The sequence below is a fragment of the Sphingomonas sp. Leaf407 genome (assembly GCF_001425385.1).
Lineage (GTDB): Bacteria > Pseudomonadota > Alphaproteobacteria > Sphingomonadales > Sphingomonadaceae > Sphingomonas.
The window spans coordinates 16,866-30,710 of sequence record NZ_LMQO01000007.1; the positions used below are offsets into that span (position 1 = coordinate 16,866).

A 13,845-nucleotide genomic window follows, 5' to 3' on the forward strand; every position below is an offset into this window, starting at 1 on the left:
GACATACCGTTCGACACGCTGCCTTTTCTATCGAATAACGCGATCCTGGCGGTTTTCGTGTCGAGGAAGCGTCTCTTGTCGAAGAAGCTCGGCTCCTCGACATCAGCGCACCTGGGAGCATTCCTGCCTCGATCGAGCCGCAGTCGATGGGCGACCGGTTCAACCGTCGGCGTTGTGTCGTGCGCGCCTATTGCGGAGATAGGGTAGTCGCGCGACGATCATATCCCAGATCATTCGCCGGTCTGCGGTATCGAGATTGATCAGCCATGCGATGCCAACCGACGGGGCAACGCCCAATGCGATCAGGATCACCCAGACGGGCAGCGAGATATCCCGCTCCCAGGTCAGACCAAGTACAGCGAGTGCGGGCAGGATCGAAACCAGCGGCAGCGCGAATGCCGCGCGTGCATATCCCCTTCGCGATGCAACGATCGCATCGGTGCGAGGCATGCTGTAGAAAAGCTGCGCGAACAGACCGGCCAACGCTCCCAACAGCGTCGCCGCCGCAACCCCGGTGCCGCCCCACTGACGAACGAGCACCAGTGCCAGGGCGATGCTCCATACCCCCTCGAACAACAGGGTGGGTACGGTCCGTATCTGCTGGCCCACGCTCAGTACCGCGATACGATAGGGGTGCGTGCTCAGCGCGACGAACTGTGCCAGCACCAACAGAATCGCGGACGGCAGAACCTGTGCCCCCAGATCCGTACCGATCCACAGCCGCAAGAATGGCGGGCCAGCCACCAGCAACCCGGCAGTAAACGCGACCAGCGACATCCCCGACAGACGGGCAAAGCGCAGCAACGCACGCCCCATGCCGGCAGCATCGGCCGCCATGCTCTGCCGCGACAACATGGGCAGCACCACCGTCAGGATCGCCGCCTGCGGAATCAGCAGCATATTACCATAGACCAGCGCCAGCGAATAAGCGGTCACTCCGCTGAAATCGAATATGCTCATGATCGGTAGCGCGAACCCCGAGACGAGCATGCTCGAAAGTGCGATCAGTCCGATCGAGGTCGAATAGCTTAGAAATTCGCGAATCGTCCTGCGTTCCACGCTCTTGGCTGACAATGGCACGCGCTCTTCAGCCCGCCGCCACGAAAGGACGTAGACGATTGGCGCGAGCAGCGTCGTCACCGCAAAGCAAACCGCAAGGCTGATCAGCGATCCGCCCAAGCGCACCGCGACGATCATCGCCACCCCGCTGGCCAGCTTCGACACCACGATGGCAATCGTGATCGTCCGGTTGCGCTGGAAACCGAGAAAGGCCCCAACCAACGCGGTGAACGGCAACGTCACGAACAGCGCCCCGACGATCAGCAACGCGGCGATACGGGCATCGGGCAGCAGCCACACCGGGATCGCCGGGAAGATGCGGTCGAGGAACGTCGCAGCTAGGATACCACAAACTAGGACGACGACTGCCAGTCCACCGAGCAGGGCGACGATGCTCGATAACGTCATCCGTAACGCATCGCAACCGTTCGCCACCGCCTGCGCCACGAACCGCGACACCGCTGTCTGCAGGTTGATGTCGATCATCGCATAGTAAGTGGCGATCTGGAGCAGCAGTATCCACGTCGCGTACACGTCGCGTGGCAGCCGATGGATGAGGAACGGTGGTACCGCCAGCAGGACCAGCCAGTTGATGACGTAGCGCGCGAGGTTCCACGCGGCGTTCGATGCCAACAGGCCGGCCTGATTCCGGCTAGGGGCGGGCTCGGTCACAACCCAGTCAACCCGATATTCGCGCTGAACGACAGACCCGGATTATCGCCAAATCGCGCTACGCGCCCTGCATTGCCCTGAAAGATGTTGCCGACCACGATAGAACGATCGCCAGCGGAGAATGACATGCCATATTCCTTGATGCCGGTGATCTGATTGGCGTCGATCACGCTGCCCGCGTTGCCGACGGCCTCGATCCCCTGGCCGCAGTCGACGATGGTGTTACGGGTGATGCGCAGGCGAATGCGGGTCGCCTGCGCGGCGATCGCGAACCCCCGTGTGCCCGATATGGTGCATCCATCGATCGATATGTGTTGGCTCGATAGCAGGCGTACGCCGTTGTTCCATCCCCCTTTCACGCGATTGCCGGTGATCTGCACATCGTCGACCTCGACGACCAGAATACCCGACGTGTCGTCGCCCGCTGCGGCAATAGCGGTGCAGGTGTTGGCAGCGACCATCACGTTCTCGATCCGGCCACGCGCGGACTGCACCCGGATGCCGTTGTCCTGCGATCCGTTGGCCAGTTCGATCATATTGCCTCGTATCTGTACGTCACGAAGCGAAACCCCGTCGTTGGCATAGACAAGGATGGCCGCGCGCAACGGCTTCCACGCGGCGCCATCGTCAGTCGGACGTCGCAGATCTTGGTGCAGGATATTGTCGGAGACGATCGATCCGTTGCTCGATCCGACCAGCCATACGCCGTTCCAGGTCCAGCCCCGGCCGTAATTGCCGATCAGGCGGGCATGGGCGACCCCTTCGATCGAATAGCAGCGCCGGAACCGGCCGGTGCCGTCGGGCGAGGGGGTGACAATGTTGCCGATGATCTCCGATCCGGTGTCCACGTCCGCTCCGCCACGGTTCCGCGCATAGGACCCCAGCCCCTCGACATGGATGCCGATCCGGCAATCGTTGCGCCCACCCCGGCCCGGGGCCGCCTCGATGGTATTGCCGATGATCTTGGCGCGGGCACCCCAGTCGGTGATGCCGTCGCCGCGATTTTCTCCTTGGCCTTTGCTGTCGTCGCCAGCGCCCAGCACCCGGCAATGGTTGGATAGGAAGCTGTTGTCGTAGAATTCGCCGGTGGCGTCGGTGGCGAGGCACATCTGGAAATCGCGGACGATGCAGCCTTCGATCCGGTTGCGGTTGCCGCGGATCAGGATACCGTAGGTCGGTTCACCGGCGGTCGTCCGCAACTGATCCGGATTTTCGAGAATGATACCCTCGACGATGCAGTCATCGGTTCTGATGACCAGCAGCGGCTTGCCCGCCAGCCCGGCCTGCGCGACCAGGGTTCCCCGCCCGCTGATCCAGCTTCCGGCACGCTCGAGGACGATGGTATCCGACACGGCAAAGTGACTGCCCGCAGGCAACGTCAGATCACCCCCTGCCGCCACCCAGCGCCGCAGCGCCGCGGTCGCATCACTTTTCCCTGACGGATCAGCGCCATAGGCAACAGGCGAGACCCCTGACATAGCGGACGGCGATGGCGCTGCTTGAATACCCGCATCGCAACCAACAACCCCCAACGCCACCCCTCCAACGGCTACCCCCTTGCGAAGTAGGTGACGCCTCGTCAGTTCGTTCATGAGCAAGCCTCCGACATACAGGCGCAATTTATCAGGAGTGTCGCGCGGGATGCGCGTGGACGGAATCTGCTCAAGAAGCAAATTGTCCGCGCCGTCTAATATGTTATGAGGAACGATCTTTTACGGCGCATTTCTACAGGAATGTGGCGAGCCGATTGACACAATAGATTGGAACCAGATCGGTTGGACGATCTTTCCATAACCGCTTATTACGGATAACTACGGTGTAAAATTGTAAATTTTTGTAGATACTTATCTAATATTGCTAGATATGGAAAAATAATACCATATAGCTTTCTGCCATTTGCTGCCTGCGATCTATGCCGATATACAGCCGCCTATGTCCGTTCAACTCATCCGCCCCAAGCGCTTCGGCGACAGCCGTGGTTGGTTCACCGAAGTCCATTCGGTTCCGGCCTTCGCCAAGCTCGGGATCGACTGCACCTTCGTGCAGGACAATCACTCCTATTCGGCGCCCGCCTTCACGCTGCGCGGCCTGCATTTCCAGACGCCGGACCGGGGTCAGGACAAGCTGGTGCGCTGCATCCGCGGCCGCATTTTCGACGTCGCGGTCGACGTGCGCAAGGGCTCGCCCACCTACGGGGAATGGGTCGGGGCCGAACTGTCGGCCGAGAACGGGCACCAGCTCTTCATTCCGATCGGCTTCGCGCACGGCTTCGTGACGCTCGAACCTGATTGTGAAGTCACCTACAAATGCTCCGACACCTACGCCCCGGCGAACGACGGCGGCATCCGCTGGGACAGCGTCGGGATCGACTGGCCGATGCCCGAAGGCACGGTCCCCGAACTGAGCGACAAGGACAAGGTGCAGCCGACCCTCGCCGAGTTCGATAGCCTGTTCGCCTATGACGGCCGCCCGCTAGCCCCGCTTTCCTAAGAGGACACACACATGCGCATCTTCGTCACCGGCGGCGCCGGCTTCATCGGTTCGGCGTTGGTGCGCCACTTGATCGAAAATACCGACCACGAAGTCCTGAACTTCGACAAGCTGACCTATGCCGGCACGCTGACCACCGTCGAGCGCGTCGCCGACAGCGATCGCTATCAGTTCGTGCAGGGCGACATCTGTGATGCCGACGCGGTTCGCGAAGCGATCACGGCGTTCAAGCCCGATGTCGTCACCCATCTGGCCGCCGAGAGCCATGTCGACCGCTCGATCGATGGCCCCGGCGCGTTCATTCAGACGAATGTCATCGGCACTTTCGTAATGCTGTCCGAAGCGCGCGCATATTGGCTGGGGCTGGATGCGGACGCCAAGGCAGCGTTCCGCTTCCACCATATCTCGACCGACGAAGTGTACGGGACGCTGGGCGACACCGGTCTGTTCACCGAGGAAACGCCGTACGATCCGCGTTCGCCCTATTCGGCGTCGAAGGCCGGGTCGGACCATCTGGTCAGCGCATGGGGCCACACCTTCGGCCTGCCGGTGCTCATCACCAACTGCTCGAACAACTACGGTCCCTATCACTTCCCCGAGAAGCTGGTCCCGCTGATGATCGCCAAGGCACTGGATGGCGAGCCGCTGCCGATCTACGGCAAGGGCGATCAGGTCCGCGACTGGCTCTATGTCGAGGATCACGTTCGCGCGCTGCAGGCGGTGTTCGAGCGCGGCGAGGTCGGCCGTACCTACAACGTCGGCGGGCACAACGAGCGGCAGAACATCGAGGTCGTCCAGACGCTGTGCGCGATCCTCGACGAACTGCGCCCGCGCGCCGATGGTACGCCGTACGCACAGCAGATGACCGAGGTCGCCGACCGTCCGGGCCACGACAAGCGCTATGCGATCGATGCCTCGCGCATCGGCGCGGAACTGGACTGGACGCCGGCGGAAACCTTCGAGACCGGCATTCGCAAGACCGTCGAATGGTATCTGGCGAACGAGGCATGGTGGCGGCCGCTGGTCGCGGCCAAGGCGTCGCAGCGTCGCGGTGTCGCAGCGTAAGATCGTCGACGTGTCGACATGTCGGAGAATGATGTGACCAAGACGATCCTCGTCACCGGAGCGGGCGGCCAGCTCGGGACCGAACTGCAACGCTGCGCATGGCCCGAGGGCTATGAAGTGATCGCGATCGATCACGACACGCTCGACCTAACCGATACGGCGGCGATCACCGCCAAGGTTGCCGAACAGGAATGGGCGGCGGTCATCAACGGTGCCGCCTATACCGCGGTCGACAAGGCCGAAAGCGACCTCGTCACCGCATGGGGCGTCAACGCGATGGCCCCCGCCGCCTTCGCCGAGGCCTGTGTGAAGGCGGGCATTCCGCTGGTGCAGGTGTCGACCGACTATGTCTTCGCCGGCGACAAGCAGGGCGCGTGGGAGGTGAACGATCCGGTCGCACCGCTCGGCGTCTATGGTGCCTCCAAGCTCGGCGGCGAGCTGGCGGTGCGGACCAGCGGCGTGCGTCACGCGATCGTGCGCACCGCCTGGGTCGTGTCGGCGCATGGCAACAACTTCGTCAAGACGATGCTGCGCGTCGGGACCACCCGTGACCAGCTCTCGGTCGTCGCCGACCAGCATGGCTCGCCGACCAGCGCCGCCGATCTGGCGCAGGCGCTGATGACGATCACGCTGCGGCTGATCGAGGACGAGGCAGCCCCGACCGGCACCTTCCACTTCAGCAACGCCGGCGCGACGCACTGGGCAGGCTTCGCCACCGAAATCTTCCGCCAGAGCGCAGCACGCGGCGGCGCGACCGCTGAGGTCGTTCCGATCCCGAGCAGCGACTATCCCACGCCAGCCAAGCGCCCGGCCAACTCGCTGCTGAGCCACGACGCGATCCGCGCCGCCTATGGCATCGAACCGCGGCCGTGGCAGGCAGCGCTCGGCGACATTCTCGACGAACTCATCGGCACCCCGACAAAGGACCACGACGCATGAAGGGCATCATCCTCGCCGGGGGTTCCGGCACCCGCCTCCACCCGGCTACCCTCGCCGTCAACAAGCAGCTGCTGCCGGTCTACGACAAGCCGATGATCTATTATCCGCTGTCGGTGCTGATGCTGGCCGGCATCCGCGACATCCTCATCATCTCGTCGCCCGAATTCATCGACAACTACCGCCGCCTGTTCGGCGACGGTTCGGCATTCGGCCTGACGATGACCTATGCCGAACAGCCGAGCCCTGACGGCCTAGCGCAAGCGTTCACCATCGGCGCGGACTTCATCGGCGACGACAATGTCGCGCTGGTGCTGGGCGACAACATCTTCTTCGGCGCGCACCTGACCGACCTGTTGGCGAGCGCGGTCGCCCGGCCGACCGGGGCGACCGTGTTCAGCTACCGCGTCGAGGACCCCGAGCGCTACGGCGTGGTCGAATTTGGCGAAGGCGGCCGCGCGATCAGCCTCGAGGAAAAGCCCGAGCAGCCGAAATCGAACCATGCGGTGACGGGCCTGTATTTCTATGATAATCGCGTCGTGGAATTCGCGCGCAATCTCAAGCCGTCCCCGCGCGGCGAGCTCGAGATTACCGACCTCAACCGGCTCTACATGGAAGCCGGCGACCTCTATGTCGAACAGATGGGCCGCGGTTACGCCTGGCTCGACACCGGCACCCACGACAGCCTGCTCGAAGCCGGCGAGTTCGTCCGCACCCTCCAGCACCGCCAAGGCGTGCAGGTCGCGTGTCTCGAAGAGATCGCGTACGAGATGGGCTTCATCTCGGCTGATCAGGCGCGGACAGCAGGCGAACGGTTCAAGAAGACGGCATATGGCCGGGCGATCCTGAACGCCGTCGAGGGGCGGTAAGCCCGATTAGCTACCGGGCGGGGCAAGCCCATGTCCCGCCAGCCACGCGCGATCCTCAGCCGTGCCGCGCAGCCAATGGTCGATCATGTCTCCCCATTTGACCGGGTTCTGCATCCGCGCCCATGCTGCTGCCGATCCGAGCGACAGGCGGGCATAGAGATCGGGATCGCCGGCAAGGCGCAGGACGGCGTCGGCCAGTGCGTGGACCGCTCCCGCCCGGAAGATCAGCGCGCTTTCGCCGTCGACCAGATGCCCCGCGAACATCGGATGGTCCGAGGCGATCACCGGAGTACGCGATGCCAGCCCTTCGAACAGGGTCAGCGGCAGTCCTTCGGGAAAGCTGTGCCGACTGGGGACCACCACCGCGTCGGCGGCGTGCATCATCGCCGGGACCTGGTGGTTGGGCACCAGCCCGACAAAATGCACCCGGTCGGCCACCCCCAGACGCCGGGCCAGCGCCTCGAACCGTGGCCGTGCCCCCGCCCCGACCAGATCAAGGCGGACATCGGCCCGATCGCGCAAGGCCGCGACCGCACGGATCAGATCGCCGACCCCCTTCTTGCCCGACAGACCACCGACATAGAGCAGACGGAAAATACCCCCCGCCGGCCGATGTTTGGGCGGTTGATCGGCGGGCGTGCGGTGATGCGGAAAGTCCCACGCCAGCACCTTGGCCGAGTGGACACCGAAATCGACGAGCGCCCGCGCGGCATTGCGGCCATGGTTCGCGACCAGCGTGACGCCGGGATCGTTGAGCAGCGCCGGCAGACGACGGAACCGCCACCAGCGGTCGTACAGTCCGGCAAAACTGTCGGCGAGCAGCACGCCAAGATGGATACGCCGGGCAAGCCCCCAGCGGATCAGCGCCATCATCGGCCCGCACACGATCAGGTGCGTCGGATCGAACGCCTCGACCGCGCGCAGGACCGGTCCCGGATCGCGGTAGAAATCGGCCCCCGCGCCGATCACCGTCACCCCACTTGGCAGGACCTCATGATAGGGCGGCGCCAGCCCGCACAGGAAGCCGACCGCCTCGGCCTGATCCCGGAACCGCTCGAGCTGGTCGAGGATATAGCCGTGGCCGTAATAGGTTTCCTCGCCCGTCAGCCGGCGCAGCCGGTCGGATTCATGAAAATCCCCGGCGAACTGCACGATCAGCAACCGCTTCATCGCATCCCTCCCAGCGGACTGCCCAGCGCCAGTTCCCAGCGCAGCGCCAGCAGCACCGCGAACACCCCCGCCGCCATGCCGACTGCCAGCAGGTCCTGTCGCCAGAAGTGCAGCCGGACGCGGTGGAGCCCGATCGCGACATAGCCATATTGGCACAACTCGGTAAGCGCGATCGCCACTACCGCACCGGGAAAGCCCCCCACCCGGTAGCCGAGCGGCAGCAGCACCGCGAGCGTGCCGAGCCGCAACAGATTGGCGATGCTGGCGAAGAACGGGCGCCCGGCGCTCAGCAGCAGCGCGCCGTTGAGGTTGGAGAGGACCGCGAACACCGCGCCACCGAGCAAAACGCTCAGGATCCATCCCGCTTCGGCATAGCGCGGATCATAGATAGCGCGGATCACCAGATCGGCTCCCGCCGCAACTGCGGCCAGCCCGGCGCAGACCGACCAGACGAACAGTGCCCGAATATGTCCGATCCGCACCAGTGCCTGGGGCCGATTGGGCGGGGCGACCCCGGCCAGGGCGGGGAAGACGATCTGATAGCCCATGCGTCCGGCAAGGGTCGTCGGTACTTCGGCGATCGCGCGGGCGACACCATAGATGCCGAGCAGTGCCAGCGGCACGACCTGTCCCAGATACAGACGGTCGAGGTTGCTCGCGGCATAGGTCGCCAGCGAGGTGATCGCGATCCATTTGCCGAAATGGACGATCCGCAGCACCGTGGTCCGCTCCAGTCGCCAGCGCTGTCCGGCATCGGGCAGCGTATAGCTCAGCGCCGATCGGATCGCGACCGCAAGGACGAGGCCGATCGCCGGTGCCCAGACCGAGCGCAGCCACAGCGCCAGCCCCACCTGCACCGCGAACGCCGCCGCTTCGCAGGTCAGCTCGAACAGGTTGCGTTGCCGCACTTCCAGTTGCTTGACCAGCACGAAGATCGCGGTCGAATGCGCGCCGCCGATCGCAGGCGAGAGTGCCGCGAGCAGGAAGATGCGGATGTCGATGCCATAGGCAGGCCCCAGCAGCGGCGCGGCGGCCAGGAAAATACCGGTCAGCATCAATCCACGCAGCAGTTGCAATGTCCACGCGATGTCGCGGAATCGCCGGTCCAGTCCGTCGGGATGATGGACGATATTCTGCTCGATGCCGACGTCGCTCAGCAGCTCGATCCCGAGGCGGATGGCGTTGACGACCACCATCACCCCCAGCACCGATGGCGCCAGCAACCACGCGAACACGATGTTGAGGCCGAACTTCAACCCCGCCGAGGCGACGAACGTCCCCATGGTCCACGCGAACTTGCCGAGATAGCCTTCGGCGGGGGATGCCGCACCGGTCCTGTCGCTGTCGTCCCCCCTGTCCATGACGCGAGCCTTAGGGAGCAAATCGACCCCGGACAACGGCCGCCCCGAACGCCGGGGTTCGCCGATCGGCAAAGGTCGTCCGCTCCGACAGGGTAGCGCTTCAGAACCCGTCGGCGATCGCCGATAACCGGGCAGCAACCAACGCGGTTGTGTCACGCGTGACGCCGGCGTCGCGTGCGGCGGCGGACCAGCCCGCCACTGCCGCCGTGACCTGATCGACGATCGCGGCGACCTGTCGCACAGGCACCCCATGTACCTTGGCGAGCCGGTCGACATGGCTGCGCGTCACGCTACGTCCTTCGCCTGAAACCGCCAGATAATGTTCGCCGCCCGGCCCGTCGGAGAAGGTCAGGTCATAGGCCGGGGCAAGCCGCCATTCGCCGCGATCGTCCATCAGATAGGCGTGCTGGCGCGTATGGTCGTCGCGGTTGCCGGCCAGCACATTGAAGATCATCCGGCGAAACGCCTCGACCACATCGGCGTCGTTGCGCGTGATCGCCCGCGTCGCGCGCAGGAACAGGTCATAGTCGACCGCGCCCGCGATGTGCGGCGGTGCTTCGATCGCGCCGGCGAGCGACGCCATATGTATCCGCCGCCCCCCGCCCGGTCGGTCGAAGCGGCGCGTCGCGAACCAGCCTGGGCCGCTTGCCGCCGGGACAAGGCGCGTCTCGGCCATCGTTACCCCGGCAGCGGTCGCCATCATGGCATAGGCGAGTTCCAGCGGACCGATGTCGACCGGATCAGCGGCGGCAGGAAATTTGACGATCCATGCGGCGTGATCGGCGGGCAGTTCGCTATCGCCCGCACTGATCGTACCATCGCTGCCGAAGCCGACATGGACCTTGGGTCGGGCCCCGCCCGACGCCCCGCCCAGATCGGCGAGCAGGTCGCTCAACCCTTCGCCTCGACCTTGCAGGATCGCGCGTGATTCGGCGGCAAGCACATCAAGATCGATCGCATAATCGTCAGGCGACGGGGTGGTCGCCGGCGCGAAGGTCAGCGCGCCACGACCATGATCGCCGACCAGCGCCAGTCGGTCGAGCGGCGAGAGGCTCCCGAAATCGATCCCCATCCGATGCAGCCGGCGGCGCATTAGCAGCGCACCCCAGCCTTCGGGCAGGCTGTCGGCAAGGAAGCCGTGTAACCCGTCGAACCCGGCGGCGCGGGCACCATGCAGTCCCGGCTCGGGCGGATAATAGAGCGGCGAGACGCGTAGCCCCGCCACCACGACCGTCGCATCCCATTCGAGCTGCGCGCGGCGGTCGGCGAAGGCGACGCGCGCGACCGGCCCTTGCCCATGGAGCGACAATGCGAGCGGCTGTCCCGGTAGCAGCTTCACCTTGCGGTGCCCACTTGCTGACGGAGCAGGGCGTCGATGCTGGTCGCCGCTGGCAGCGGGAACAGCGCGGCAAGCGTATCCTCGCAGCGCAGCGCCAGCGCCGCACGGACCAGATCGTCGATCGACGCCCGGCCCTCCGTCTCCATCCGCCGCCACGTCCGGTGCGCGACCCCGGCGCGCTTCGCGCTTTCGACCTGGGTCCAGCCCATCGCCTTGCGCCGCGCACGGATCGCCGCACCAATCGTCATCGCCAGTTCGGTGGGAGTGTGCAGCATGGGCCGTATATGGCCGATATTGGCATAAATAGAAATATATTGGCCATATACGGCCGATGTTTTGATTTGTGGTCCGCGCCACCACGTCCCCGCGGGCAACGCCTGACACGCCCGACACGAACTGATACACCCTCGCCCATGTTCGCGCAGTTCCTGACGCCGGCCTATCTGCCCTTCGCCGTGACGTTCGCCATCATGATCGGCATCGGCCTGATCGAAGCGATCGGGCTGGGGCTGGGCCAACTCGATCTCGATACCGGGGTCGGAGCCGATGCCGATGGGGCGGGCGGGGTGCTCGACTGGCTGGGGCTGGGCGGGGAGCTGCCGATCCTGATCTGGCTGACGTCGCTGCTCGGCTGCGTCACCATCGCCGGCATCGCGCTCCAGCAGGGGGCGACGGCGCTGACCGGTGCGCCGCTGGCGTGGGGCGGGGCGCTGGCGGGGGCGCTGGTCGCGGGCGCGCTGCTCAACACGCTGGCGGCGAACGGCCTCGCGCGGGTCATGCCCGGCTATGAGACGACGGTGATCCATACCGACGAACTGCTGCGCGGGCGCGGCACCATCCTCGAAGGGACGGCGCGGCGCGGCATGCCGGCCCGCGCCAAGGTGGTCGATCGCCACGGGCAGGCGCATGTCGTCATGGTCGAGCCGCACGACGACGGCGATGCGATCGCGGCGGGCGAAACCGCGCTGCTGGTCCGGCGCGAGGGCAAAATCTTCTTCGCGCTGCCCGACAGGGGATCGATCTTCACGCCGCTCTAGGTCAGGATAAGGCACGCCAGGGGGGATCGACGTGCCGGAATCGCTTGTAACCATTTTGATCTATGCGGGAATCGTCCTGCTCGCGTTCATCGTGATCGGCATCGTGCTGACCCGGCTGTATCGCCGCGCGACGAAGGACGTGGCGCTGATCCGCACCGGGTTCGGCGGCGAAAAGGTCGTGCTGAACGGCGGCATCATGGTGTTTCCGGTGCTGCACGAACTGATGCAGGTCCGGCTGACGACGGTGAAGCTGGAGGTGTCGCGGCTCAACAAGGATGCGCTCATCACCCTCGACAAGCTGCGCGTCGATGTCGTCGGGCTGTTCCATATCAAGGTGAAGCCCGACGCGGAATCGATCGCCGCCGCCGCGCAGACGCTGGGCGATTCGGTCAACAGCGGCGATGCGGTCAAATCGCTGCTCGACGGCAAGCTGGTCTCGGCGCTGCGATCGGTCGCGGCGACGATGACGATGGAGCATCTTCACGCCAACCGCGCCGACTTCATCCAGAAGGTGCAGGAAGCGCTGATGACCGATCTCGACATGAACGGGTTTCATCTGGAATCGGTCAGCATCACCCATTTCGATCAGACCGCGTTCGAACATTTCAACGAAAACAATGCGTTCGATGCCGAGGGGCTGACCGTGCTGACCCGCACGATCGAGGAGCGCAAGAAGATCCGCAACGACATCGTCGCGACCAACCGCGTCGCGATCGAGCAGCGCAACCTCGAGGCGAACAACCAGTCGCTGGAGATCGCGCAGGCGGCCGAACAGGCCAGGCTGGTGCAGGAGCAGACGCTGGCGGCACGGCGCGCCGAACAGACGACGGCGATCGCCACCGCCGAGGCCGAGCAGACCCGCCTCGCCGAAATCGCACGGATCACCGCGACCCAGGCGCAGACCGTCGCTCAGACCGAGGCCGACAAGATCATCAGGACCGCGACGATCGCGCGCGACGGCGCGATCCAGACCGCGACGATCGAACGCGACCGCACGATCGAGATCGCGCGGATCACGACGGCGGTGCAGACCGCGCAAAAGTCCGAGGAGGAATCGACCGCGACCGCCGCCGCCAACGAGGCACGCGCGCTGGCGGTGCGCGCCGAGGAGAGCGTCGCCACCGCAAAGGCGACCGAGATCGCGAACCGCAACAAGAGCGTCGCGGTCATTGCCGCGACCCAGCGTGCGCAGGAAGAGGCGGTGCAGATCACCGTCGCCGCGACCGCCGAGAAGGAAGCCGCCGAAGCCCGCGCCAGCGCGCTGCGCACCGAGGCGATCGCCGAGGCCGAGGCCGAGAAAGCGCGCGCCGAGGGCCGCGAGGCGGCATTCAAGGTCGATGCCGCAGGTCAGGCGGCGCTCAACGAAGCGACCAACATCCTCAACGAAGCGCAGACCGCGCTGCTGGTGCGCCGGGCGATGCTCGACGCGCTGCCCGCGATCCTCGCCGCGGCGGGCAAGCCGATCGAGAATATCGATCGGATCAGCATCGTCGACGCACGCGGCCTCCACGGCGACGGCGGCGGGAGCGACGGCGCGGCCGAGGGCGCGCCGGGCAACCTTGCCGATGCGGCGGTCGCCGCCGCGATGCGCTACCGTGTCGGCGGACCGCTGATCGACGGGCTGATGGCCGAACTGGGCATGGCCGGCGGATCGCTGAACGGCATGCTGGCGGGCAGCGGTGCCGCATCAGCCAGCGCATCGCGCGATGCGCGGTCCGGCGTGGGGGGGACCGGTTGACCGACGGGTGACGCGGCAGGCTGACACCGGGATCGCCGCCGGTATCCCGAACCATGTCGAGGCGTCTGGTGCTCTCGACCTGGATCCAGCCCACCGCACTGCCCCGCAT

12 protein-coding genes are annotated in these 13,845 nt (G+C 65.4%); 6 read left to right on the forward strand and 6 right to left on the reverse strand.

The annotated features are described in order from the left end of the window. Positions 1-159: 159 nt before the first annotated feature. Both ASG37_RS16520 and ASG37_RS16525 read right to left on the reverse strand, forming a co-directional pair. The gene (locus ASG37_RS16520; RefSeq protein WP_055763017.1) at positions 160-1,731 is read right to left on the reverse strand and encodes a hypothetical protein; all 1,572 of its coding nucleotides are present in this window, start codon (positions 1,729-1,731) and stop codon (positions 160-162) included. Beyond that, a complete protein-coding gene (locus ASG37_RS16525; protein WP_082448633.1) occupies positions 1,728-3,323 on the reverse strand; it encodes a right-handed parallel beta-helix repeat-containing protein in 1,596 nt (531 codons plus the stop codon). The genes ASG37_RS16520 and ASG37_RS16525 overlap by 4 nt, the downstream gene beginning before the upstream one ends. Before the next feature lie 340 nt (positions 3,324-3,663). Between ASG37_RS16525 and rfbC the strand changes: the two genes are divergently transcribed. From rfbC to rfbA, 4 genes are read left to right on the forward strand one after another with little or no spacing between them, the layout of a single operon-like run. After that, positions 3,664-4,221, forward strand: coding sequence for a dTDP-4-dehydrorhamnose 3,5-epimerase (gene rfbC, locus ASG37_RS16530; RefSeq protein ID WP_055763022.1), 558 nt, complete (start codon positions 3,664-3,666; stop codon positions 4,219-4,221). Between the two features lie 12 nt (positions 4,222-4,233). Further along, positions 4,234-5,286, forward strand: coding sequence for a dTDP-glucose 4,6-dehydratase (gene rfbB / locus ASG37_RS16535; protein ID WP_055763025.1), 1,053 nt, complete (start codon positions 4,234-4,236; stop codon positions 5,284-5,286). Between the two features lie 33 nt (positions 5,287-5,319). Next, positions 5,320-6,225, forward strand: a complete 906-nt coding sequence (rfbD, locus tag ASG37_RS16540; protein WP_235525327.1) for a dTDP-4-dehydrorhamnose reductase — start codon at positions 5,320-5,322, stop codon at positions 6,223-6,225. Next, positions 6,222-7,091, forward strand: a complete 870-nt coding sequence (gene rfbA / locus ASG37_RS16545) for a glucose-1-phosphate thymidylyltransferase RfbA (RefSeq protein WP_055763031.1) — start codon at positions 6,222-6,224, stop codon at positions 7,089-7,091. The genes rfbD and rfbA overlap by 4 nt, the downstream gene beginning before the upstream one ends. Positions 7,092-7,097: 6 nt before the next feature. On the opposite strand, the gene ASG37_RS16550 is transcribed toward rfbA, so the two are convergent. The 4 genes from ASG37_RS16550 to ASG37_RS16565 form a co-directional block, all read right to left on the reverse strand. Beyond that, positions 7,098-8,261 carry a glycosyltransferase family 4 protein gene (locus ASG37_RS16550; protein ID WP_055763034.1) on the reverse strand — a complete coding sequence of 388 codons (1,164 nt, stop codon included), beginning with the start codon at positions 8,259-8,261 and terminating at the stop codon, positions 7,098-7,100. Then, positions 8,258-9,622, reverse strand: coding sequence for an oligosaccharide flippase family protein (locus ASG37_RS16555; protein ID WP_055763037.1), 1,365 nt, complete (start codon positions 9,620-9,622; stop codon positions 8,258-8,260). Before ASG37_RS16555 ends, ASG37_RS16550 begins: the two co-directional genes overlap by 4 nt. Before the next feature lie 100 nt (positions 9,623-9,722). After that, the gene (locus tag ASG37_RS16560; protein ID WP_055763040.1) at positions 9,723-10,961 is read right to left on the reverse strand and encodes a type II toxin-antitoxin system HipA family toxin; all 1,239 of its coding nucleotides are present in this window, start codon (positions 10,959-10,961) and stop codon (positions 9,723-9,725) included. Then, complete coding sequence (locus tag ASG37_RS16565; RefSeq protein WP_055763043.1) at positions 10,958-11,236, reverse strand: helix-turn-helix domain-containing protein; 279 nt, start codon at positions 11,234-11,236, stop codon at positions 10,958-10,960. Before ASG37_RS16565 ends, ASG37_RS16560 begins: the two co-directional genes overlap by 4 nt. A 138-nt stretch (positions 11,237-11,374) precedes the next feature. On the opposite strand from ASG37_RS16565, the gene ASG37_RS16570 reads away from it, so the two are divergent. Then, a complete protein-coding gene (locus tag ASG37_RS16570; protein ID WP_055763046.1) occupies positions 11,375-11,998 on the forward strand; it encodes an OB-fold-containig protein in 624 nt (207 codons plus the stop codon). 31 nt (positions 11,999-12,029) lie between these two features. After that, complete coding sequence (locus ASG37_RS16575; protein WP_055763049.1) at positions 12,030-13,736, forward strand: flotillin family protein; 1,707 nt, start codon at positions 12,030-12,032, stop codon at positions 13,734-13,736. Positions 13,737-13,845: the final 109 nt, after the last annotated feature.